Origin of the sequence: Serratia sp. AS12, assembly GCF_000214195.1 — a bacterium.
Taxonomy (GTDB): Bacteria; Pseudomonadota; Gammaproteobacteria; order Enterobacterales; family Enterobacteriaceae; genus Serratia; species Serratia plymuthica.
Genome location: NC_015566.1, coordinates 1,725,764 through 1,749,079, shown reverse-complemented (window position 1 = coordinate 1,749,079; position 23,316 = coordinate 1,725,764). Strand labels below are relative to the sequence as shown.

Genomic DNA, 23,316 nt, shown 5'->3' with positions numbered 1-23,316 from the left:
CATCTACATCAAGCACTTACTGGTAAACAATAAGTTATCCTCCGTGAACATAAACGTCGCTAGTTTGTTAAACGGTAACTACATCCTGTTACTGTTTGTGGTACTCGCACTGGGGCTGTGCCTCGGTAAAGTTCGTCTGGGCTCCGTTCAACTCGGTAATTCCATTGGCGTTTTGGTGGTTTCGCTGCTGCTGGGCCAACAACATTTCGCCATTAACACCGAAGCGCTGAATCTCGGCTTTATGCTGTTTATTTTCTGCGTCGGCGTGGAAGCCGGGCCAAACTTTTTCTCAATTTTTTTCCGCGATGGCAAAAATTACCTGATGCTGGCGTTGGTGATGGTCGGTTCCGCGATGGTGATCGCTATCGGTCTTGGCAAGTTGTTCCATTGGGACATCGGGCTAACCGCCGGCATGCTGGCCGGATCGATGACCTCGACCCCGGTGCTGGTGGGCGCAGGCGATACGCTGCGTAACACCATCGTCAACGGCCCGGCGCTGCTGGCGGCGCAGGACCATCTGAGCCTCGGCTATGCCCTGACCTACCTGATTGGCCTGGTGAGCCTGATCTTCGGCGCGCGCTACCTGCCCAAGCTGCAACATCAGGATCTCTCCACCTCCGCCCAGCAGATCGCCCGCGAGCGCGGTCTGGACACCGACAGCCAACGCAAGGTTTACCTGCCGGTCATTCGCGCCTACCGCGTTGGCCAGGAGCTGGTGGCCTGGGCCGATGGCAAAAACCTGCGTGAGCTGGGCATCTATCGCCAGACCGGTTGCTATATAGAACGCATCCGCCGCAACGGCATTCTGGCGAACCCGGACGGCGACGCGGTGCTGCAGGTGGGCGACGAGATTTCCCTGGTCGGCTACCCGGACGCCCACGCGCGGCTGGACCCCAGCTTCCGCAACGGTAAAGAAGTGTTCGACCGGGATCTGCTGGACATGCGCATCGTCACCGAAGAGATCGTGGTCAAAAACAGCAATGCGGTAAACAAGCGCCTGAGCCAGTTAAAGCTGACCGATCACGGCTGCTTCCTCAACCGGGTGATCCGCAGCCAGATTGAAATGCCCATTGACGACAGCATAGTGCTCAACAAAGGCGACGTGCTGCAGGTCAGCGGCGACGCACGCCGGGTGAAAAGCGTGGCGGAGAAGATCGGCTTTATCTCTATCCACAGCCAGGTGACCGATCTGTTGGCCTTCTGCTCCTTCTTCATCATCGGGTTGATGATTGGCCAGATCACCATCCAGTTCAGCAATTTCTCGTTCGGCATCGGCAACGCCGCCGGCCTGCTGATGTCCGGCATCATGCTGGGCTTCCTGCGCGCCAACCACCCGACTTTCGGTTATATCCCGCAGGGCGCGTTGAACATGGTGAAAGAGTTTGGCCTGATGGTGTTTATGGCCGGCGTAGGCCTGAGCGCCGGTGCGGGCATCGGCCACAGCCTCGGCGCCGTCGGTGGCCAGATGCTGATCGCCGGGTTGATCGTCAGCCTGGTGCCGGTGGTGATCTGCTTCCTGTTTGGCGCCTATGTATTGCGCATGAACCGCGCCCTGCTGTTCGGCGCGATTATGGGGGCGCGTACCTGTGCGCCAGCAATGGAAATCATCAGCGACACTGCACGCAGTAACATCCCTGCGCTGGGCTACGCCGGAACCTACGCCATAGCTAACGTGTTGTTAACCCTGGCAGGCTCGTTGATTGTGGTGTTGTGGCCGGGGATACTCGGTTAACCGATAAGCAGCAAAGATGAATCAGTGGCAAATATATTTTGAAATTTTTATCGCCGGCGAGAACTTTCCTTTCCGGGGGTAGTCTGAATTAGTGCCACTGCTTTTCTTTGATGTCCCCATTTTGTGGAGCCCGTTAGTCCCGCCTTTTTAGGTTCAAGACTATCGGGTTTTTTGTTGCCTAAAACCCTCCGCCCTTACAATACGGACGCTCCCGCACGGCCCTGTTTCGCGGATGGCGACAAAGTGGCGACAGCCATTTGGCAGGAACAAAAAACCTGTTTTCGCAGGCTTCTTGTTAAATCCAAAGAGATCCCTGATTGTTCCTTGTGGGATGCGGTGGAGCAATATCAATTTTACCCGGTGATACAATCTGCCGTTGGATATCACGGCTCATGCCAAGGTATCTAACACTGTTCATGTCGGTTTATCCCGAACAACACCGGCGGTTTCGGTGACGTGAAAAAGGCCGCTCAGGTGTTTGTGTGCAACGAACTGACGCCGCTGCAGGAACGCATGAAGGAGGTGAACGAGTGGCTCGGGGAGAAAGTGATTAAATTCTCGCCATATGAACTACCGGGCGAATAAGCAAGAACCGCCAGTAATTGGCGGCATTTTGTTAAAAGAACAATGCAATAAACTGCAAAATAAATGAAATACCAACCAGCAACATAGCAATATCTTTTACTTTTCTGCTCTTAAATCCGCGCTCTTTCATTTCCTGAATTAGTTGGTTGTTGGCATAAGGAGTGAGACCGCCGCCTTCATTGCGGCCGGGCCACCAAGCAATAATTGCCCCGCATGCCCCAACAAGATAAGAAACAGCATTGATGATGGTTGCGATGCAGCTCATTTACACCCCCATAGCATTATTGGCAAGCCGCCTGTTAAAAGCGGCCTGCATAGATACATTTAAGAATGTTTTTCGATAACCAAATCAACGCCTTCATTCAGTAGCTCATTGATTGACTGCCCGGTGGCCTGTGCCGCTATCGCTAACGCCTGATGACGTTCTGGCGACAGGCGGGTGGTCACTTTGCCGCTGTATGAGATGAATTATACAACGCTGTAAACGCCTGAGAGCCGCTACAGCATCAAGATCTAAAACTAGGTGGATGTTTAGTTATCGTGGTTAATCGTCGTGACAGGCCGCTGGCTGTGATAATGGAAATGGTTTAACACCGCTTGCGCGCAATGCTATCCCCGCCTCGCCTGCCCGTTTCGTGTGTTGCTTTTCATGCAGGTGCATGATCCGGCGCGATCCGCGCCAGTGTTGGTGCTGCGGGGATAAAACTCACACCGGATCATCATGCAAACTCATGCACTTAATGCATGATGCATGCATGGCCTGAAAACGTAAAAACAGCGCAATAATGGCATCAAAAACCGGCATTATGGCTGCAATGCCGTTCACTTAAGGAATATAAGCTCGTTTTTACGGGAGATACTTACTTTATTAGGTCAACGGCCAATTCAGAACGACAACGCTATCATTGTAATCGTCGTCACTACCACTCTCTGCACCTATGGTCGCAAAACCAGGCTTCCCATCAAGTGTGTTATCTGAATAGTGCAGCTTGCATGGCTTACCGTCCCCCTCAACCTGAACACAAACATTGCCCGCGCCTGAATGGTAAACCTTGGTATTTTTACCATCACTGTTATTCATAGGCGTGTTGTTCAAGCCCTTACCGTTATAGGTATCAACCAAATTGTCGTCGATATACAGTTTGACGGTTTGTTTGTGGGCGTCGGTATTGGCGTATGCTGTCAGGCCAAAGGTGGTATTTGGTGGTAGTTTGAAACAATGCTTGCCAGAATTATCTTCACCGCATGAACCTTTGCAGCCACAGTTTGGATCATCTTTGTGACATGGGTCATCTTTATGACACGGGTCATCTTTATGACAAGGATCTGGCTGTGGCGAAGGTACCAGGCACGGATCCGTTACGTGATTCATTCTCCACAACCCGGTGTTGTATTTTCTGCTCTCCTCAATTGAAGTGTATACTAAGTATAACTCACCGTCATAATGGGCATTATAAGCAGTATCAAGGAAACTTGTACCCGGTGTATATTGGTTGATAAGAACAATGGGGTCACTCTCTCTGATTTTTCCATCTTGAGAGGCGGTTTGCATTACTATTTTCCAACGAAGAGCTGGTGCCGCTGAGGGATCAAGATTAGAGGTATTTGCTCTATAATATACATGTGGGGTCTCACACTGGTTAACATCACCATACACAGCTAACAGGCCACCATCACACTCATTCAATCCCTTTAAAACAACAATGTCATTATTCTTAACTTCTGTGCCCGCTGATTTCCCCTCACAAGACAACACTCGCCAAAATCCAACCGCACTCTTCAGAACTTTCTCGCCACGAAGAGAAGGAGTCGTCACTGTGACAGTATTAAAGCGTGATCCAGGCGTTTTATCAGGGTTGGAAGTAGCCAAATAACCACCCGACCAGTTTTGACAATGATTTTGTAATGAAATTGCATCGCCATACTTAATTACCAGATTGCTCATGTGCAGCCTCTTTTTGTCTTGATATTTTTAAACAAATTATGTTATTCGGAGATTAACCATTAATACCCATTCAATCCACAAGGACTTTACACATATCAACCTGTGTTTAACTTTTATTTTTATTAAAATGTGACATTCACGCCAATATGTAAAAATATAATAATTAAATATTTTCTTGTGCTAGATTCTCGACGTTATGGTAAATATGGCGTTGAGGAAGACAGGCCAGACAACAAGTGATACCTGCCGGGGCGGTTTTGAGGAAATGACGATCGTTTTCACCGATCAATAATGGCTCATTGATCTACGCAATCAATGGGACGGAGTTTAGTCGGGCGGGGTAGGGTCAATAAAAAAATGCGGCAACATCAGGGAAAGCCGCAAACACAAAACCCGCATTGCTGCGGGCTTTTTCTTATTAACTTTCTACACTTCCAGTCTCATGCGTTGTGCATGCGCCCGGACGGTTAAAATGCAACCAGAGATACGCCTTCATTCATTGAGCTGTTTCTCTTTACCTAACGTAAAGGCACTTCATCTTAAAATAGAAAGTCTCACACTGAATCTTCGTGAAAAAACTCATCTTGACAGTAAATTAATATGTCACCGGGCTGACATTCAAGATAGTGGCAAATTGCATTTAACGTGGAGAAACGCAATCCCTTTATTTTTCCCTGTTTAAATAACGAAAGATTTTGCTCGGTAATACCAATGGCCGAAGCCAAATCTTTTGATTTAATTTTACGACTAGCTAAAACCACATCTAGCTTTACGATAATCGACATATCAAAATAACCTTAAACAAACTGCTGATTTTCTTCATGTAGATCGCTGGCCTGTTTCAGTATGTGTGCAATTACCATGACACAAGCTGCGATAAATAAAGACATAACATCTTGCGGCGTGAAACTGAAAGTGACCATTCTATGTTCATAAGGCTCTCGCATCGTTCCCCAGATACTGAGTAATGGGCCACATATCAGATTTAGCAAAGTCCAAATGGCAATTGAGCGGCCAGTTTTCCCGAGATGTATACTGGCCGCGGCAGAGAAGTAAGCTCGTTTCGCATAGGTTTGAAAGAGCAAACGTAAATGGTAAAGGCCAAAAGCGAGAGCCAGGAGCGGGATACAGGTCAGAATAATCGCGCCAGCAATTTGCCACCAAGGGAATAAACTCAAGTCAGCTGCACTTTCTTTAACAAATTGTGCAGTAAGCGAGAAGCTGAAACCATATCCCCCTTCGCGTGAAATCATCACGGGGAAAAGCCACCCAGCGACATTCAGTAATATGATTATGATTAGAAACATAAGTGTGATTGTGGCCATGCGCTGGCTCAGGATTGAAATCCGTTCGGTAGACATAGTGACCTCGATTCTTAAGAGTAGAAAACGGAAGAATCCTACCGCGCAAAACATCACTAAACAACAATTTTTTATCGTTTTACGATAATTTATTGCCGCATAACGATGACAATTAACTCGACAGCGATTGAATTTCGAGCCGTAAGGATAGTGACTTATTGGTGCTGCCTTTCATGGTATTCACCTTTTTAGCTACTGGGCGCTGGTAGCCAGCCAATGCCAGGCGCGTCTGAAATATCCAGGTGATTTAGCATCACAGGGTATCTTTTCCATTCGTCCAACCTAACTTGCCCCGTCTTGCTCGCTATATCCAAATCCACTGCATCCTGTAGTGGCGCGATCATCCTGGCGGCTGATGCAATGCGGATGCACTGCTCAGAACGCCGCCGAACATAAAATAGATGGGTCGAAACCGCACGGCCCGCCAATGAAGACGGTCGTGAGGCCCCGAATACCGATGATGAAAACGGGAAGGCTGCGGATTTTATCAGGCATCCGTCACCGTGCCCGCAGGCCTAAATCACAGCTCTTGCGAGTAAGCGACCCATTTGGCCATGTCGTGATGCGAGATATTCCCGCCGCACACCACTATCCCGATAACGGCATCAGCGGGCAACCTGGGTGCGGTGGCAATGACTGCAGGTATAAGCGCCCCGGATGCAAGTTCAACCCATAATTTTGCCTGTTCGCCAAAGGCGAGCATGCCGCCAATCGCCTCCTTATCCGAGACAACAACTATATCCTCGGCATAGGCTTGAGCATGGGCCAGCATCATTTCATCAATAATCGGCACCCCAAGGGTAGAGATGATCGAGGTGACATCAATGTTTACCGGCTTTCCGGCACGCAACGCCTGATGCATTGAACTGGCACCTGCGGTCTCAACGCCCCAGATTCGGATATCCGGCTTAATGGCCTTTAGCGCCGTAGCCGCACCTGCCAACATTCCACCGCCACCCACGGCAATGAAAACATCGGTTAACTCCGGGCAATCGGCAATAAACTCAAGCGCCAGGGTTCCATGCCCTTCAGCTATCAGCGAATCGTTGCAGTCGTCGATGACGACATATCCCTCGTCAGCCATCACTTTGGCGCGCTCAAATGCAGCGTGGACATCGGATTCGATGATGACGGAACTGCCCAAGTCCCGGACCCGGTCGACAGAGGTCGCCGGCGCGTTCGGGGGCATGATAATAGTGACGTTGGCACCAAAGATCTTCGCAGCCTCGGCAATAGCGATACCAAAATTACCGCCGCTCACCGCGACAAATCGGGTCTTTTTGAAATCGCCTTTCAGGCTCAGAAACTTGTTAAGTACCCCACGCGCTTTAAAGGAACCGCCAAGCTGAGTATTTTCAAGCTTCAGGAAAACCGGTCTCTGAATCTTTTCGGCCAATCTCGAGCCAGCAATGGTTGGCGTACGGATGACCTTCCCTGCTAACCGCTCCGCCGCCGCGAGGACCGCGTTAAATTCGATTAATGTTGTCATTTTTGCCCAGTCAGGTAGATGTTGTTGAATCAAGTGTTTGGCAAATTATCCCGACTGAGAATAGAGTTCTGCGGGCAGGGTTGCAACAGGCGTACATATGGGTTTTAGCCACAAAAAAACCCGCCTGCGGGCGATTGCCAACTGCGCAATCCACTCTCCAGACGGGTTCGTTTCGTGTAATGGCCTAGCCGTGCTGCATTACTTTTGTTCGGCGCTGCTCAGGGTGTCTTCGGCTTTCCACACGCGGTATTTCACTTCCACGTCTTTCGGCACGTAAACCACGATCGGCAGGCGGCTGTTGTAGCGCTGCATGGCGGCATCGCCCAGGTTAGCGGCGATGAACTTCTGCTGCTTGGCACCGTCCGGGCAAGCCATCATGGTGGAGGCAGGTGCAGACAGTTTATCCAGCACCAGGTAGTCGTAGCCCCAACCGGAAAGGGTTTTGCTCTCCAGCGTGCCGCCCATCATGTGGCGGTTACAGTCCACTTCCAGCGTTTTCCCGATCAGCAGCTCAACCTTGAAGTTTTCTTCCTGCTCCTGCTTCGGCAGATAAATTACCTGGCGGCTCATGCCTTTTTCCGCTTTCGGATATGGCGCGATCTTTTCCAGCGGCTGTTTGCTGATATCGGCGTCAGAGGCCGGGGTGGCAGCAATAGCGCTGGCGGAAACGGCCATCAGCAGGCCGGAAAATACAACGGATGCCTTGTTCATGTTTTATCCCTACAATTTATAAGATGCTCCGGCCATAAACTAATACACTACCGCCAGCCTGGCTATAGGTTTAATCTTCTTTACAATAGCCAGTATTCAGGTACAAAAACCAATCACCAGCCATTGACCGGAATAAAACCTCAGTGGGTTGCGGTTTTGGCGATATAGGCCTTCACCACCTGATAAACATAGTCCTGGCATGCCAGCCCGGTTTGCGGGTCGTATTTGCCCTGATTGGTAATATTGTTGGACAGCACCCGGATGCCGATAAACGGAATAGCGAAAGAAGCGGCGATCTGCGCAGCAGAAGCCGTTTCCATCTCTTCAACCGAGGTGTGATAACTTGCCCGGAAATGGCTAATACGGTCCAGTTCGCTGTTCCACACGTCGGCGGAACCAATCACGCCCTCAACCACATTGCCCCGGGTGTAGCTTGCTTTAACGCCTTCCGCTATCGCCAGCAGTTTGGCGTCTGCCGGGAACTGGCGAATGCTGTGGACATTTTTATCCTCACCCGCACTGCCTTTCGAAGCCAGCAGGTCCATGGGTTGCCATTGCCGTGAGTCGCTGCCTTCCCCTGCCGCCTTCTTCGGTGTTTTAAACGCGCCCAGGCTGACTGAATACTTGCCCAGCACAATATCGTAGACCTTGAGCGCCGGATCGTGGCCGCCTGCGGTTCCCTGGTTGATAATCGCTACCGGCTGGAAGCGGGTGGCGGCAATCGCCGTGGCCGCCGCTGCATTGGACATACCTTTCTGGGTTTCCGAGACCACTACCGGATAGCCGTCCACGGTGCCATGCCAGAAACGCCAGCCGCCAATCTGTTCCTCACGCGGGTTATCCAGACGTTGGGCGAAGCGTTCCGCCTCCACCGGCATTGCGCCTTGCACCACAATCGGCCCGGCGGTATGGCCTTGCTGCGCCAGTGCTAACGGGGAAAATGTCACGCCACAGGCGGCCAACAGCATAAAGCTCAGTTTTTTCGTCATCACCACAGCATCCCGATAAAAAGCAAAGGATTACCTTAGCCGAAAGGCGAAATCCCGCCTATCGCTTTCTCGCAGGTCTGCCGAAGGGTTAAGGTTTTCTTAAGACAGAATTATTACAGTGGCATAATTCCTCACTGCCACCGAGCCTGCGCGTGAACCCAAAACCTTCATTAAATCAATCCTCAACGACACCACAAATTCAGACTAACGCCCTTTACTCCCTACCGGCATCCTTTTACCTTTGGCAGGTTTTTGGGTTGATAGTCAGTGGGTTGTTGTTCCTTTGGCTGTCACGCAATGAACAACTGGATTGGGCAATCAGCAATTACTGGTTCGACGCCGCCAGCGGTCATTTCCCCTGGCAGAACAATCATTGGCTGGATCTGATCAACCATCGTTTGCTGAAAATCAGCGTGATTAGCGGTGCGGTGCTGGCGCTGTTTTATGGGATTTACCGCCGCAACCCGCGCATGATCGTCACCATGCTGTTGATCGGTATCGGGCCGTTGGTGGTCGGGATCCTCAAAGCCACCAGCGCGCATTCGTGCCCGTGGGATCTGATCGAATACGGCGGTAAAGCGATGTCCTATCCACTGTTCGGCGTGGTGCCGGCCGAACCGGGGCCGGGCCGTTGCTTCCCCGGCGGCCATGCTTCCAGCGGTTTTGCGGTGATGGCGCTGTTTTTCCTGTTTTATCCGCAACGCCCGCGCCTGGCTTACTGGTGCTGGTTCGGCGGCATTATGCTCGGCATGCTGATGGGGTTTGGTCAGGTCATGCGCGGCGCACATTTTCTTACCCATAACCTGTGGGCAGGTTGGTGGGTTTGGCTCAGCCAACTGGCTGTTTATTGGATGGTGAGCGGGTATTTCCGCCGCAAGACAAGGTAAATATTATGGAGCAGTTGAATTATCTTCTTTTCGCCTGGATCAACGCGACCCCGGCGTCCCCCGAGTGGTTAATCGATGTCGCGACCTTCCTGGCGCGCGATCTGATCGCCATCGTGCCTGTGCTGATCGTCGGGCTATGGCTGTGGGGGCCGCAGAGCCAACTGGTATCGCAACGTGAAGTGGTGGCCAAGACGACGATTGCTCTGCTATTCGCCATGCTTTCTGCCGCGACCATCGGCATGTTGCTGCCGCACGAGCGGCCGTTCGTCGCCGGTATCGGCTACACCTTCCTGGCCCATGCGCCGGACAGCTCATTCCCCAGCGATCACGGTACCGCCATCTTTACCTTTGCCCTGTCCTTCCTGTTCTGGCACCGGGTTTGGTCCGGCATTTTATTGCTGATCGTCGCGGCCGGCATCGCCTGGTCACGCGTGTACCTTGGCGTGCACTGGCCGCTGGATATGGTCGGCGGCTTCCTGCTCGGCCTTGTCGGCTGCTTGTTCGCGCAGCTGGTGTGGAACCTGTTTGGCGATGCCATCGCCGCTACACTGACGCGCCTGTACCATTTCCTGTTCGCCTTTGCGATCCGCAGGGGCTGGGTAAAAGAATAATCGCGCATAATGGCAGGGGCGGCACCGTCCCTGCCATTACACCACCCCGGTGGTGACACGAAACTCCCGCATCTTTCCTCCCCCCAACATCTTCACCGCAGCCCCGTCGGGCATATATGGGCTGCAGGTAGCCGGCTGAACAAACCTGAACAAGCGTTGACTGCCTTGTTGCGTGATGGGCCGCAGGCCGTAATTGAACTGGGCGGTAGAAAAACGTGTTACGTACCGCCTGCCCTTTGACGCCAACATAAAGAACTCGGCCTGATCGACATACAGTGACAGATCGTCTGAGCACAGCATCTCTTGTTCGGCCACGTTCCCGTGCGGAGCCAACGCCGGAGCCGGCAGATTCTGACGGAAGACCGCATCCGGAATGCAACCATAGTTAAGGTGGCAAACGTAGTTCAGCGGCAGCGGCTCATCAGCAAGGTTGGTGATCTGCATCTCGATGGCAAATTGTGCGCTGTCCGCCGTTAAACGCAATGCCGGACGTACCCGGCAACGTGGGTGAGAAAGTTCTCCGCTACCGTAAAGCGCCAATGTATCGCCTTCCACCTGCAACCCTATCCGTTGCATCCCTGCCAACAAACTGTCTTGCTGCAGCCAGGGTGAATGAAAAGCAACGCCGCCAACCGGTTTACCCTTGCCCGCTCGGGCGCTGCGACGCCCCGATTTCAGCGAGTAACCGTCAAACTCGGCATCCCAAATCGTCAGGCCGCGGTAAGGCAATACCGTCAGAGTGCCACGGCGGTTCGCCAGCGTCAGCACCTGGCCGGCCTCTTCACAGGTAAAAGCCGTGACCACAAAATCCGCATTGCGGAAAACTTCATCCGGTTGCATCCCAAACTGCTCAGGTGCCAGATTTATCATCATGTTCCTCCTTTTCCCCTGGGTGTTTCGCTCGTAAACGCTCAGCTCGCACTCTAAATGTTACTTAAATAACATAACACCCTTCCTTATGTTATACACCTAACAGCCCAAAAAACGATGATCTCCGTGTCATTTTTAAAATCTCGCTAGGTTTACCGCTCGCGTAATGTTATTATTCTAACATTATTCACATCTTGCTTTGTTTAAACCTCAATAAGGAATAGAGATGACTACCGAAAACATTGATTATGCCCGTTATGTCGATCACACCCTGCTGGCCATGGACGCGACCGAAGCGCAAATCGCCAAACTCTGTGAAGAAGCGCAGCAGCACAATTTTTACGCCGTGTGCGTAAACTCCGGTTACGTACCGCTGGCGGCACACCTGCTGCAAGAAAGCGAAGTAAAAATTTGTTCCGTGATCGGTTTCCCTCTGGGTGCCGGCCTGACCGTAACGAAAGCCTTCGAAGCTAAAGCGGCGATTGCGGCCGGCGCGCAGGAAATTGATATGGTGATCAACGTAGGTTGGCTGAAAAGCGGCCTGCTGGATGAAGTCAAAGCCGACATCGCCGCAGTGCGCGAGGTTTGCGCGGCGATCCCGTTGAAGGTAATATTGGAAACCTGCCTGCTCAGCGATGCTCAGATCGTTCAGGTTTGTGAAATGTGTCGCGAACTCGATGTGGCCTTCGTCAAAACCTCAACCGGCTTCAGCACCGGCGGCGCTCGGGAAGAGCACGTTAAACTGATGCGAGCCACTGTGGGCAGTGAAATGGGTGTGAAAGCATCCGGCGCCGTGCGCGATCGCGCAACCGCCGAGAAGATGATCAAAGCAGGTGCCACTCGTATCGGCACCAGCTCTGGCGTAGCAATCGTTTCCGGTGATCAGGCTGCCACCGGCAGTTACTGATAACCTGAGGCGCCCCAGTACCGGGCGCACGCCGTGATAATCTGATGCGGGGCAATACGTCCAGCCAATAGGCTGAGTGCGTATTGCCCCGCATTTGTGTGTTCGGCCCTAGAGATTGGCTATTAACCCTGTGGGAAGACAGACTGATGGAAACGCGGCGCGAAGAACGTATAAACCGGTTAGTGCAGGCGTTAAAGCGCTCTGACAAAATCCACTTAAAAGAAGCCGCCGTGTTGTTAGGCGTTTCAGAAATGACCATTCGCCGCGATCTCAGCGCGGAGCCGGCCGCCGTGGTGTTGCTCGGCGGCTATGTGGTGGCCGATCCACGCAGTAACGGCGTGACTCACTATTTTGTTTCCGATCAAAAAGCCAAGCAAGTCACGGAGAAGCGGCGTATCGGCCTGCTCGCCGCTGCGCTGATCGGCGAAAACGACACGGTATTTTTCGATTGCGGCACCACCACCCCGGCGATTATCGACGCTATTTCCGATGAATTGCCCTTCACGGCGGTGTGCCACTCGCTGAATACCTTCTTAGCATTGCAGGACAAACCGAACTGCAAAGTGATCCTGTGCGGTGGCGAATTCAAACCGAACAACTATATTTTCACCGCCGTCGGCAGGCACAACGAACTGGATCATATCTGCCCGAATGTCGCCTTTATCTCCGCAGCCGGCCTGAGCCTTCAACATGGCGCCACCTGTTTTAACTTCGACGAACTGGAGATGAAGCACCGGGCGATGGCGATGGCGCAGCAAAAGATCCTGGTCGCTGACCACAGCAAGTTCGGTAAAACCAAGCCTGCGTGCATCGGCCCGCTGACCCAGTTCGATCGGGTGATTACCGATCGTCAGCCCGACCCGCTATTTGTCGATTTTTTCAACGAAAACGCCATCGCCATTCGTTTTTAAACCGCCTCATACCGTCGGCCCCGACCGACGGTGCCCTTCATTGGCCGGTTCAGCGCCTCCGCAAACAGGACAAATAATGCGCAGTTGATGCATTTATTTTTTTAACCGCACTCTAGATCAGGTTAATAAATCGCAACAACCTATCCGGCATATTCCCCCACTTCAGCAAAATCCGACGAAATATCGACGAATCATCCGGCTTGACGACGCTTTTATATGATAAATAGCGGCAACGTCGATGCGATAAATATCAACAAACATGCAACCATAACGCTCTAAATATGCCCAAATTAATTTATTTATATGATGAATGGTTAAGCATTTTTATTCGCTATCCGGTTAACTAGTTTACCTGCGTTACTAGCGGGGTATTTTCAATTAAATTGATAAAAATCATAAATTTAATTATGATTTTACTTAAAAATACAATGTGATCTGCGTCACTAAAACTGCTTAATGCGGGTTTTTAGCTAGATCCAAACCTGCGCTTAAAATATATTGCTCGGCTTGCTGGCAACAATAGCGTTTTATCTGGTTAAATATTGTTCGAACCGAATAAACGTTGAAATACACTTGAGAGCGTTCTCAGCGCGAAATCTTACACAACTGCGCAACACATGCGTGAAAAACCAATAAAAAGCAGTTATACGCACACATTACGCATTTGAGAGCATGATCACGGTTGTTTCAACTGTAAATCGTTATCTTGCCGCCAACAAAATCGGCAGGCACGGACCTTCCGGCAGCAGTACCGACGTAATGCCCCGATTCGGCGGAACGTCATTTGGTTAGTTATCCGACGCCTGCGCAAAAAGATAATTAGCATAATAAACAACCAGGGGGACGCCAGTTATCCCCGCAAGCAACACCTGATTCTTACCGATGCCGTATCTGAATTACGCCATTCGGTTTTAACCTTAAGTTTTGCCTTTAATTTTAAATTATCGTGTTCACTTCGGAGATATTTATGGACACTACACAGACCGGCACTATTGCCTCTGCGGCTTCTGGCTCCACCAGTACCTGGCGTAAAACGGACACCATGTGGATGTTGGGCCTGTATGGCACCGCCATCGGCGCGGGCGTTTTGTTCCTGCCAATTAACGCCGGTATCGGCGGTTTGATTCCTTTGATCATCATGGCCATCATTGCTTTCCCGATGACCTTCTTCGCCCACCGTGGCCTGTGCCGTTTCGTACTCTCCGGCAAAAATGCCGGTGAAGACATCACCGAAGTCGTTGAAGAACACTTCGGCATCAGCGCCGGTAAGCTGATCACCCTGCTCTACTTCTTCGCTATCTACCCAATCTTGCTGGTTTACAGCGTGGCGATCACCAATACCGTCGACAGCTTCATTACCCACCAGTTGGGTATGACCTCACCACCGCGCGCCATTCTGTCGCTGATTCTGATCGTCGGCTTGATGACCATCGTGCGTTTCGGTGAGCAAGCGATCGTGAAAACCATGAGCATCCTGGTGTTCCCGTTTGTCGCCGTGCTGATGCTGCTGGCCGTGTATTTGATCCCGAACTGGACTGGCGCCATCTTCGAGAACGTCTCTCTTTCCGGTGCAGGCACCGGCATGGGCCACGGTCTGGTGATTACCCTGTGGCTGGCGATCCCGGTCATGGTGTTCTCCTTTAACCATTCGCCGATCATCTCCGCCTTTGCCGTAGCCAAGCGTGAAGAGTATGGCCAGGAAGTTGCCGAGAAAAAGTGTTCTCGCATTCTGGGTTACGCCCACATCATGATGGTGCTGACCGTCATGTTCTTCGTGTTCAGCTGCGTACTGAGCCTGTCTCCGGAGAACCTGGCGGAAGCCAAGGCGCAGAACATCTCGATTCTGTCTTACCTGGCCAACCACTTTAACAACCCGATGATCGCCTACATCGCGCCGGTTATCGCCTTTATCGCCATCACCAAGTCGTTCCTCGGTCACTACCTGGGCGCACGTGAAGGTTTTAACGGCCTGATTGCCAAATCGATGAAGAGCCGTGGCAAAACCATCAGCACCAACAAGCTGAACCGCATCACCGCCATCTTCATGCTGATCACCACCTGGATTGTCGCGACCCTGAACCCAAGCATCCTGGGTATGATCGAAAACATGGGTGGCCCAATCATCGCCATGCTGCTGTTCCTGATGCCGATGTACGCTATCCGCAAAGTGCCTGCAATGCGCAAATACAGCGGCCACATCAGCAACGTATTCGTCGTCGCGATGGGCCTGATTGCCATCTCCGCTATCTTGTACAGCCTCTAATCAAGCTCCGCCGGCGCCCCGTGCGCCGGCTTCTCTGCACTGCCCCCCTTCATTAAAAGCGCCTATACGCTATAGCTAGTCCCCAAGAGCTTACTTAGGTAAGTGAATGGGGTGAGTGCGTGCAGGCAACAACGCTGTGGCTTGAAAGATGAAGGGTATAACACCTGAAGAAGGAGGCTAGACCATGGTCAGCGTTTTCGATATTTTCAAAATTGGTATCGGCCCATCGAGCTCCCACACCGTCGGCCCGATGAAAGCCGGCAAGCTGTTCACCGATGATTTGATTGCCCATCAACAGTTGATGGATACCACCCGCGTGGTAGTGGATGTGTACGGTTCGCTGTCTCTGACCGGCAAGGGTCACCACACCGACATCGCGATTATCATGGGGCTGGCGGGCAGCCTGCCGCATGACGTGGACATTGACGGCATCGCCGGTTTTATCCGCGACGTAGAACAACGTGGTCGCCTGCTGCTGGCTAACGGCCGCCATGAGGTGGATTTCCCGTTGCAAGGCGGCATGAACTTCCACAGCGATAACCTGCCGCTGCACGAAAACGGCATGCGGATTCGCGCCTTTGCCGGTGAACAACTGCTGCACAGTAAAACCTATTACTCTACCGGCGGCGGCTTTATCGTCGATGAAGAACATTTCGGCCAACCCGCGACAAATCAGGCTCAGGTGCCCTACCCGTTCCGATCGGCGCGTGACCTGCAGCAACACTGCAAGGATTCAGGCCTGTCGCTATCCGGCATGGTGATGCAAAACGAGCTGGCGCTGCACAGCAAGGCCGAGATCGACGCCCACTTCGCCGACGTCTGGCAGGTGATGCGCGCCGGCATCGAACGCGGCATGAACAGCGAAGGCCTGTTGCCCGGCCCGATGAAAGTCCAGCGCCGCGCCGCCGCCCTGCGCCGCATGCTGGTCACCGGCGACAAAAACAATATCGACCCGATGAACGTGGTTGACTGGATCAACATGTTCGCTTTCGCCGTGAACGAAGAGAACGCCGCCGGCGGCCGCGTGGTGACTGCGCCGACCAACGGTGCCTGCGGCATCATCCCGGCGGTGCTGGCCTATTACGACCAGTTTATTCGCCCGGTGAATCCGAATTCCTATACCCGTTATTTCCTGGCCTCGGGCGTGATTGGCGCGCTGTACAAGATGAACGCGTCGATTTCCGGCGCAGAAGTGGGTTGCCAGGGGGAAGTGGGCGTCGCCTGCTCAATGGCGGCTGCGGGATTGGCGGAGCTGATGGGCGGTAGCCCGGCGCAGGTTTGCATTGCGGCGGAGATCGCCATGGAGCACCATCTGGGGTTGACCTGCGATCCGCTGGCCGGCCAGGTTCAGGTGCCTTGTATCGAACGTAACGCGATTTCTGCGGTGAAGGCGGTCAATGCCGCACGCATGGCGCTGCGTCGCACCAGCGAGCCGCGCGTGTGCCTGGATAAGGTGATTGAAACCATGTATGAGACGGGCAAAGACATGAACGCCAAATACCGCGAAACGTCGCAAGGCGGCCTGGCGATCAAGGTTGTGGCCTGTAACTGATAAAAGCGAGGGCGCAATGTTTTCCATTGCGCCCTCTTTCATTATTATTGCCGTTAACCGAAGACGCTACCGAACCACTGGGTCAGCTTCATCATCACCATGTCCCAAATGCGGCTGAAGAAGTTGCCTTCTTTCACTTCCTGCATCACCACCAGTGGGTATTGCTCAATGGTTTTACCGTCAAGCTGGAAGTCAATGGTGCCCACCACCTGGTTTTTCACCAGCGGCGCTTCCAACGTGGGCTGATTCAGTTTGTAACTGGCTTTCAGATTTTTCATCTGCCCTTTCGGGATAGTGACCGCCGCATCTTTGGCGACGCCCAGCGGCACGTCGTTGATTTCACCGAACCACACGCGCTGGGTGACAAACGGCTTGTCGGTCTTGATCGGCGTGGCCGTTTCGTAGAAGCGGAAACCCCAGGTCAGCAGTTTTTCACTTTCGCTGAAACGAATACGGTCACTCGGCGCGCCCAGCACCACCGAGATCAGGCGCATCGGGCCGTCGGTAGCGGATGCCACCAGGTTATGGCCGGCACCACCGGTGTAGCCGGTTTTGATGCCGTCGACATTCAGGTTGGAGCTCCACAGCAGGCGGTTGCGGTTAACCTGACGGATCTTGTTGAAGGTGAAATCTTTTTCCTTATGCAGCGCATACTCATCCGGCACGTCACGGATCAGCGCCTGGCTCAGCAGCGCCATATCACGTGCGGTGCTGTACTGCCCTTCCGCATCCAGGCCATGCACCGTCAGGAAATGGGTATTCTGCAAACCCAGTGATTTGGCGTAGTTGTTCATCAGGCCGACGAACGAATCCTGGCTGCCTGCGACATAATCGGCCAGCGCGATGCTGGCATCATTGCCCGACTGAATGACGATGCCCTTGTTCAGTTCCATTACCGGCACCTGATCGCCCGGTTTGATAAACATCAGCGAAGAGCCGCGCAGCGCCGGATTGCCGGTTGCCCAGGCGTCCTTACCGACGGTGACCATGTCCTCCGGCTTGATCTTGCCGGCCTTGATGGCCTGGCCAATCACATAGCTGGACATGATCTTGGTCAGGCTGGCGGGATCGAGCCGGGTATCGGCATTGCCCTCCGTCAGGATTTTGCCGCTGTTGTAATCCATCAGCACAAACGCCTTGGCGTCAACCTGCGGGGCCGCCGGCGCTTCGGCTGCCTGGAGCGCAGGTGTAGCCAACAACAAAATGCTGACGCTAAAGGTCAATTTCTTCAGGGAGGTGGATAAGTTTTTTTTCATCATGACGTCGCCAGAGTGTCCATTCAAATCATTGAAATAGCGTTAACTTTCAAACATGTTCACGTTTTCAGCCAACCAGCGAGAGTGGCTCGGCGCGCGTTTGCCAACCGCAGACTCCCTGCGGCCCCCCAACGGGGTGAGCGGCGCACCAAAAATGCCCTTGCTGTGAGTTTATTAGATTTATCTTATTTTTGCAGGGTTTAGCATGAATTTTCATCATTTTTACATAACTGTACGCTCTGTCGCGCAATTTGGATGAAAAGCCAGCCATCGGATGTTTTTTTATACCACTAACGGCTATACGGCTGCACATCTGAACCGCCGCACATCTGCGCTTCCATACGTCCAAATCAGACTAATATATTCCAAAAATGCATATTGAACGGTTATTTGTTCTTTTTAATGCGCTTATTTACAGCGCTATCATCCAGATAACGGTTTTTAAACCGAATTATCCTGGAGATTACCCATGGCAATACCGCACTCCGTCATCGACATGATCGGCAATACCCCGATGCTGGAACTGACCCAGTTCGATACCGGCCCCTGCCGGCTGTTCGTCAAACTGGAAAACCAAAACCCCGGTGGCTCGATCAAGGATCGCGTGGCGCTGTCGATGATCGAGCAGGCCGAACGTGACGGCAGCCTGCTGCCCGGCGGCACCATCATTGAAGCCACCGCCGGCAATACCGGCCTGGGGCTGGCGCTGGTGGCAGCCCTGAAGGGCTATAAACTGCTGCTGGTGGTGCCGGACAAGATGAGCCGCGAGAAGATTTTCCATCTGCGTGCGCTGGGGGTTGAGGTGGTGCTGACGCGTTCGGACGTGGGCAAAGGCCACCCGGCTTACTATCAGGATTACGCCAAACGGCTGGCGGATGAGATCCCCGGTGCGTTCTATATCGATCAGTTCAACAATCCGGCCAACCCGGCGGCCCATACCCGCACCACTGCGCCTGAGCTGTGGCAGCAGATGGAGAATCAGGTGGACGCCATCGTGGTCGGCGTCGGTTCCGGCGGCACGCTGGGCGGCCTGAGCCGGTATTTTGCCGACGTGTCGCCGCAAACCGAGTTTGTGTTGGCCGACCCTGCAGGCTCGATCCTGGCGGACTATCTCGATAACGGCCAGATCGGCGAAGCCGGCAGTTGGCTGGTGGAAGGCATCGGCGAAGATTTCATTCCGCCACTGAGTGACTTCAATCAGGTGCGTAACGCTTACCGCATCGGTGATGCCGAAGCCTTCACCACCGCACGCGATCTGCTGCGCAAAGAAGGCGTGCTGGCCGGTTCATCCACCGGCACCCTTTTAGCCGCCGCGCTGCGCTATTGCCGGGCGCAGACCGAACCAAAACGCGTGGTCACCTTCGTTTGCGACAGCGGCAACAAATACCTGTCCAAAATGTATAACGATCACTGGATGCTGGAACAGGGCCTGTTGAGCAAACCGCAGCACGACGATCTGCGCGATCTGATCGCCTACCGTCACGACGAGGGCGCAGCGGTGTCGGTCGTGCCGGAAGATACTCTGGCGATCGTCCATGCCCGCATGCGGCTGTATGACATTTCGCAACTGCCGGTATTGGAGGGCGATCGCGTGGTCGGTCTGATCGATGAGTGGGATCTGCTCAATGCGGTTCAGGCAGACGCCAGCCACTTTAGTCTGCCGGCCACCCGCGCCATGACCCAATCCGTCAACACCTTGCAAAAAGAGGCCAGCTATCAGGATTTGCTCGCCACCTTCAATCACGGCCACGTTGCGGTGGTGCTCGACGGCGAGCGCTTCCTCGGCCTGATTACCCGGACAGACGTGCTTAACGCCTGGCGCCAAAAATTACGTTAATAAGGATTATTGTATGGCCAAGTTCGATACGTTGACCGTTCATGCCGGATACACCCCGGACGCCACCGGCGCAGTGATGCCGGCTATCTATGCCACCTCGACCTACGCCCAACCGGCGCCGGGCGAGCACACCGGCTACGAATATTCACGCAGCGCCAACCCTACGCGCACCGCGCTGGAAAGCGCCATCGCCGAGCTGGAAGGCGGCAGCCGCGGCTACGCCTTTGCCTCCGGCCTGGCGGCCTGCTCAACGGTGCTGGAGCTGCTCGATCAGGGCAGCCATCTGGTGGCGGTCGACGATCTGTACGGCGGCACCTACCGCCTGCTGGAAAAAGTGCGCAGCCGCACCGCCGGTTTACGCGTCACTTATGTTTCCCCGGCGGACATCGCCGCGCTGGAACAGGCGATAGAGCCGGAGACCAAAATGATCTGGGTAGAAACGCCCACCAACCCGCTGTTGAAGCTGGCCGATCTGAGCGCCATTGCCGCTATCGCCAAAAAACACGGGTTGATCAGCGTGGCGGACAACACTTTCGCCTCGCCGTATATTCAGCGACCGCTGGAGCTGGGATTCGATGTGGTGGTGCATTCCGCCACCAAATACCTTAATGGACATTCCGACGTGGTGGCCGGGGTTGCCGCCGTGGGCGATAACGCAGAGTTGGCGGAACAGCTGGGCTTCCTGCAGAACGCCGTGGGCGGCATCCTCGATCCCTTCAGCAGCTTCCTGACGCTACGCGGCATCCGTACACTGGCGCTGCGCATGGAGCGCCACAGCAACAGTGCATTGCGTATCGCCCAGTGGCTGGAAACCCAGCCGCAGGTGGAGGAGGTTTATTACCCAGGCCTGCCGAGCCACCCGCAGCACGCACTGGCGGCGAAGCAAATGAGCAGCTTCGGGGGCATGATTTCGGTCCGGCTGAAAGGTGATGACGCCTTTGCGCGCCGGGTCATCAAGCGTTCGCAACTGTTCACCCTGGCGGAAAGCCTGGGCGGCGTTGAAAGCCTGATCAGCCAGCCATTCAGCATGACCCATGCGTCGATCCCGCTGGAGCAGCGGCTGAAAACCGGCATCACGCCGCAGCTGCTGCGCCTGTCGGTGGGGATTGAGGATGTGGAAGATTTGATCGCCGATCTGCAACAGGCGCTGGCGGAATAATCCCCCGTCATGAACAAGAAGGCCTGGCTTACTGCCAGGCCTTGAGGTTGATGCCAAAGTTGCCTTTGAGCCCGAGATACCCGGGCCTAGCGCACCGAGGGGCCATTATGGGACACATCCCTGTGTCCCACCCTGCGGGCCGACATGAAGTCGTTCCCATTTGCTCCCGGCAAATGGGTCGGCGGGCAAGCCGCTACGACCCCTTCGGCACGCTCTCCCTAATAACGGGCTTTGTCAACAGCCTGAAGGCATGGTTTATTGCCAAGCCTTCCGCAGTCAAACGCCGACGACATCCTGATAGTGGCGCTGCGCCACATCGGGGTGGGAACGGATCCGCCCCTTCAGATAGTTAAAGCCCACGTCGCGGAACAGCGGATTATGCGGATCGCTGGCCGGGCCGCGCGCCTCTGCCGCCAGTTGCGCAGGCAGTTGATACAATGGCACCACGGCGTCTAACCGTGCCCCCAGGAAGAAAGCGATCGACAGCCTGTCGCTTCCCGCCGGCGGCGTCTCCACCCGATGCACCGTAGCGCGCAAATAGCCGTTGGTCGCCAATTCCAGCAATTCGCCAATGTTGACCACGAAGGTCTCCTCCCGCGGCTCGGCGTCGACCCAGTTCCCCTCGCTGACTTCGACCTGCAAACCTTTCTGCCGGTCTTGCAGCAGGAAGCTGAGAAAACCGGAATCCTTATGGGCACCTACCCCCTGCCCGCTGGCGGTCGCTTCGCGCCCCGGGTAACGGATCAGCTTGATGTGTTCATTCGGCTTCTCGCCGTAGAGCGGGTCAAACGCCTGCTCCGGCAACGAAAGCGCCAGCGCAAAAGCGCGCAGTAACCGCAACGACATGCCGGTCATCGCTTGCTGCCATTGCAACAGCAGCGGTTTCAGCTCGGGCAGCGCCTCTGGCCATTGATTCGGCCCCTGCAATCGTGCCCAGCGCGGCGTTTCTTCGGCCAGTTGCAACGCCGGGCGTTCCGCGCCGATATCAAACTGCTCGCGCCAGTCCGGCTGGCCGCGGGTCAACTCCGCTGCCGCACGGTTATAACCGCGAAAGTGCGGCGAATGGACCATCTGCACAGCCAGCTTGTCCGCTTCCGGTAACGCGAAAAATTGCCTTGCCCGCCGCTGCAATTGCGCATTCAGCCGGGTATCAACGCCGTGTCCGCGCAGATAAAAGAAACCTACGTCACGCGCCGCCGCACGCAAGCCATCGAGAAACGTCTGCCGCTGCTGCGCATCACCGTCAAGCTGCGAAAGATCCAACAGCGGCAGCGTCTTCAGCGTCAGTGGTGGTGTCATTGTCCTGTTCCTCGTCATCCCCAACAAAAACCGGGCCGGTATAAAGGCGAATTATCAACATTTTCAGCTCCTGAATGGCCTGTGCATGCCCCTATAGTTATCATCCGGCCTGACGGGCGAGCCAATATTGTTGCGTTCTAAGATATGCAAAGGTTCAACAAAATGACGTAAAACTGTCATCAATGTTTCTTATGCTCTGCGCAATTTCGTCGCCGCCGCTGGCTGGCGGCATAGGGTATCCGCTATTGTTGTATTCAACCCCCCGTTTCCCTCCCTGCCTGCCGGAGAAATACTGATGGATTTAGCCTTGTTCGACCTGGATGAGACCCTGATTGATGATGACAGCGCCAGCCTGTGGATCCGTTGGCTGGTGGCGGAAGGGTTCGCGCCGGCGGAACTGGAACAGCAGGAACAACAGCTGATGCAGCTCTATTATCAGGGTAAGCTGTCCATGGAGGACTACATGCAGGCCACCCTGACGCCGCTGACCGGCTTAAGCACCCAGACGGTGGCCGGTTGGGTACAGCGCTATATCCGACGCGATATCCTGCCGCGGGTTTATCCCGCGGCACGTGAGCGATTGCTGTGGCACCGCGAGCGCGGCGACTGCATTCTGGTCATTTCCGCCACCGGCGAACATCTGGTCGCGCCGATAGCCGAACAGCTCGGTGCCGACGGTGCGCTGGCGATTGGCGTCTCCATTGAAGACGGACGCTTCACCGGTGACACCTACGGCACCATGACCTATCAAAAAGGCAAGGTGATCCGCCTGAAACAGTGGCTGGCGGAACACCCGGAGCTGAGTTTCGAACACAGCCACGGTTACAGCGACTCGCTGAACGACAAGGCGATGCTGGAATATGTCGACAGCGCTACGGTGATTAACCCAGACAGCGAGCTGCATGCGTTGGCGGTCGAACACGGCTGGGAAGTGTGCCGCTGGGAACGCTGA

At 54.1% G+C, this 23,316-nt stretch carries 22 protein-coding genes and 1 pseudogene; 11 read left to right on the top strand and 12 right to left on the bottom strand.

Translation table 11 applies throughout. The features are described from left to right. Positions 1–43: 43 nt before the first annotated feature. Both SERAS12_RS08145 and SERAS12_RS26025 read left to right on the top strand, forming a co-directional pair. Complete coding sequence (locus tag SERAS12_RS08145; RefSeq protein WP_006320902.1) at positions 44–1,732, top strand: aspartate:alanine antiporter; 1,689 nt, start codon at positions 44–46, stop codon at positions 1,730–1,732. Between the two features lie 426 nt (positions 1,733–2,158). Further along, positions 2,159–2,317, top strand: a pseudogene (locus SERAS12_RS26025) (Presumed portal vertex protein); the annotation flags it as partial. Between the two features lie 31 nt (positions 2,318–2,348). On the opposite strand, the gene SERAS12_RS08140 reads toward SERAS12_RS26025, so the two are convergent. The 9 genes from SERAS12_RS08140 to SERAS12_RS08115 all read right to left on the bottom strand — a co-directional run bounded on the left by SERAS12_RS08140 (position 2,349) and on the right by SERAS12_RS08115 (position 8,812). Further along, a complete protein-coding gene (locus SERAS12_RS08140; protein ID WP_041416018.1) occupies positions 2,349–2,582 on the bottom strand; it encodes a hypothetical protein in 234 nt (77 codons plus the stop codon). Positions 2,583–2,641: 59 nt separating this feature from the next. Then, the gene (locus SERAS12_RS25465; RefSeq protein WP_256377446.1) at positions 2,642–2,782 is read right to left on the bottom strand and encodes a toxin-antitoxin system HicB family antitoxin; all 141 of its coding nucleotides are present in this window, start codon (positions 2,780–2,782) and stop codon (positions 2,642–2,644) included. Between the two features lie 403 nt (positions 2,783–3,185). Beyond that, entirely contained in the window at positions 3,186–4,262 is a 1,077-nt protein-coding gene (locus SERAS12_RS08135) for a fucose-binding lectin II (RefSeq protein ID WP_013812246.1), read from the bottom strand. 554 nt (positions 4,263–4,816) lie between these two features. Beyond that, positions 4,817–5,047 carry a helix-turn-helix transcriptional regulator gene (locus SERAS12_RS25460; RefSeq protein WP_006324462.1) on the bottom strand — a complete coding sequence of 77 codons (231 nt, stop codon included), beginning with the start codon at positions 5,045–5,047 and terminating at the stop codon, positions 4,817–4,819. Positions 5,048–5,059: 12 nt separating this feature from the next. Then, positions 5,060–5,623, bottom strand: a complete 564-nt coding sequence (locus tag SERAS12_RS08130) for a DUF2975 domain-containing protein (protein ID WP_013812245.1) — start codon at positions 5,621–5,623, stop codon at positions 5,060–5,062. Positions 5,624–5,811: 188 nt separating this feature from the next. After that, on the bottom strand, positions 5,812–6,051 hold the full coding sequence (locus tag SERAS12_RS25455) for a tail fiber assembly protein (protein ID WP_071880443.1): 240 nt from the start codon (positions 6,049–6,051) through the stop codon (positions 5,812–5,814). Positions 6,052–6,143: 92 nt separating this feature from the next. Beyond that, on the bottom strand, positions 6,144–7,112 hold the full coding sequence (locus SERAS12_RS08125) for a threonine/serine dehydratase (RefSeq protein ID WP_013812244.1): 969 nt from the start codon (positions 7,110–7,112) through the stop codon (positions 6,144–6,146). 198 nt (positions 7,113–7,310) lie between these two features. Beyond that, positions 7,311–7,823 carry a serine protease inhibitor ecotin gene (gene eco / locus SERAS12_RS08120; RefSeq protein ID WP_013812243.1) on the bottom strand — a complete coding sequence of 171 codons (513 nt, stop codon included), beginning with the start codon at positions 7,821–7,823 and terminating at the stop codon, positions 7,311–7,313. Between the two features lie 140 nt (positions 7,824–7,963). Then, positions 7,964–8,812: a 5'-methylthioadenosine/S-adenosylhomocysteine nucleosidase gene (locus tag SERAS12_RS08115; RefSeq protein ID WP_013812242.1), complete on the bottom strand. Its 849-nt coding sequence runs from the start codon at positions 8,810–8,812 to the stop codon at positions 7,964–7,966. 152 nt (positions 8,813–8,964) lie between these two features. Between SERAS12_RS08115 and SERAS12_RS08110 the strand changes: the two genes are divergently transcribed. Then, complete coding sequence (locus tag SERAS12_RS08110; RefSeq protein ID WP_013812241.1) at positions 8,965–9,699, top strand: phosphatase PAP2 family protein; 735 nt, start codon at positions 8,965–8,967, stop codon at positions 9,697–9,699. A gap of 5 nt (positions 9,700–9,704) precedes the next feature. Continuing rightward, positions 9,705–10,310 (top strand): undecaprenyl-diphosphate phosphatase, encoded by a 606-nt coding sequence (gene ybjG, locus SERAS12_RS08105; RefSeq protein ID WP_013812240.1) that lies wholly within the window; start codon positions 9,705–9,707, stop codon positions 10,308–10,310. Between the two features lie 36 nt (positions 10,311–10,346). Here ybjG and SERAS12_RS08100 read toward each other — a convergent pair whose 3' ends face one another. Then, the gene (locus SERAS12_RS08100; RefSeq protein ID WP_013812239.1) at positions 10,347–11,180 is read right to left on the bottom strand and encodes a hypothetical protein; all 834 of its coding nucleotides are present in this window, start codon (positions 11,178–11,180) and stop codon (positions 10,347–10,349) included. A 226-nt stretch (positions 11,181–11,406) separates the two neighbouring features. On the opposite strand from SERAS12_RS08100, the gene deoC reads away from it, so the two are divergent. From deoC to SERAS12_RS08080, 4 genes are all read left to right on the top strand, one after another. Then, complete coding sequence (gene deoC / locus SERAS12_RS08095) at positions 11,407–12,087, top strand: deoxyribose-phosphate aldolase (RefSeq protein ID WP_006324456.1); 681 nt, start codon at positions 11,407–11,409, stop codon at positions 12,085–12,087. A 146-nt stretch (positions 12,088–12,233) separates the two neighbouring features. Then, positions 12,234–12,998, top strand: a complete 765-nt coding sequence (deoR, locus tag SERAS12_RS08090; protein ID WP_013812238.1) for a DNA-binding transcriptional repressor DeoR — start codon at positions 12,234–12,236, stop codon at positions 12,996–12,998. A gap of 967 nt (positions 12,999–13,965) precedes the next feature. Further along, complete coding sequence (locus SERAS12_RS08085; protein WP_013812237.1) at positions 13,966–15,261, top strand: HAAAP family serine/threonine permease; 1,296 nt, start codon at positions 13,966–13,968, stop codon at positions 15,259–15,261. Positions 15,262–15,445: 184 nt separating this feature from the next. Beyond that, the gene (locus SERAS12_RS08080) at positions 15,446–16,813 is read left to right on the top strand and encodes an L-serine ammonia-lyase (RefSeq protein WP_013812236.1); all 1,368 of its coding nucleotides are present in this window, start codon (positions 15,446–15,448) and stop codon (positions 16,811–16,813) included. Between the two features lie 53 nt (positions 16,814–16,866). Here SERAS12_RS08080 and SERAS12_RS08075 read toward each other — a convergent pair whose 3' ends face one another. Beyond that, a complete protein-coding gene (locus SERAS12_RS08075) occupies positions 16,867–18,072 on the bottom strand; it encodes a serine hydrolase (protein ID WP_013812235.1) in 1,206 nt (401 codons plus the stop codon). A gap of 466 nt (positions 18,073–18,538) precedes the next feature. Between SERAS12_RS08075 and SERAS12_RS08070 the strand changes: the two genes are divergently transcribed. Both SERAS12_RS08070 and SERAS12_RS08065 read left to right on the top strand, forming a co-directional pair. After that, positions 18,539–19,906, top strand: coding sequence for a cystathionine beta-synthase (locus SERAS12_RS08070; protein WP_013812234.1), 1,368 nt, complete (start codon positions 18,539–18,541; stop codon positions 19,904–19,906). A gap of 13 nt (positions 19,907–19,919) precedes the next feature. Continuing rightward, positions 19,920–21,065: a PLP-dependent aspartate aminotransferase family protein gene (locus SERAS12_RS08065; protein ID WP_013812233.1), complete on the top strand. Its 1,146-nt coding sequence runs from the start codon at positions 19,920–19,922 to the stop codon at positions 21,063–21,065. A gap of 276 nt (positions 21,066–21,341) precedes the next feature. Here SERAS12_RS08065 and SERAS12_RS08060 read toward each other — a convergent pair whose 3' ends face one another. Next, positions 21,342–22,364 carry an isopenicillin N synthase family oxygenase gene (locus SERAS12_RS08060; protein WP_013812232.1) on the bottom strand — a complete coding sequence of 341 codons (1,023 nt, stop codon included), beginning with the start codon at positions 22,362–22,364 and terminating at the stop codon, positions 21,342–21,344. 295 nt (positions 22,365–22,659) lie between these two features. On the opposite strand from SERAS12_RS08060, the gene SERAS12_RS08055 reads away from it, so the two are divergent. Further along, the gene (locus SERAS12_RS08055) at positions 22,660–23,316 is read left to right on the top strand and encodes an HAD family phosphatase (RefSeq protein ID WP_013812230.1); all 657 of its coding nucleotides are present in this window, start codon (positions 22,660–22,662) and stop codon (positions 23,314–23,316) included.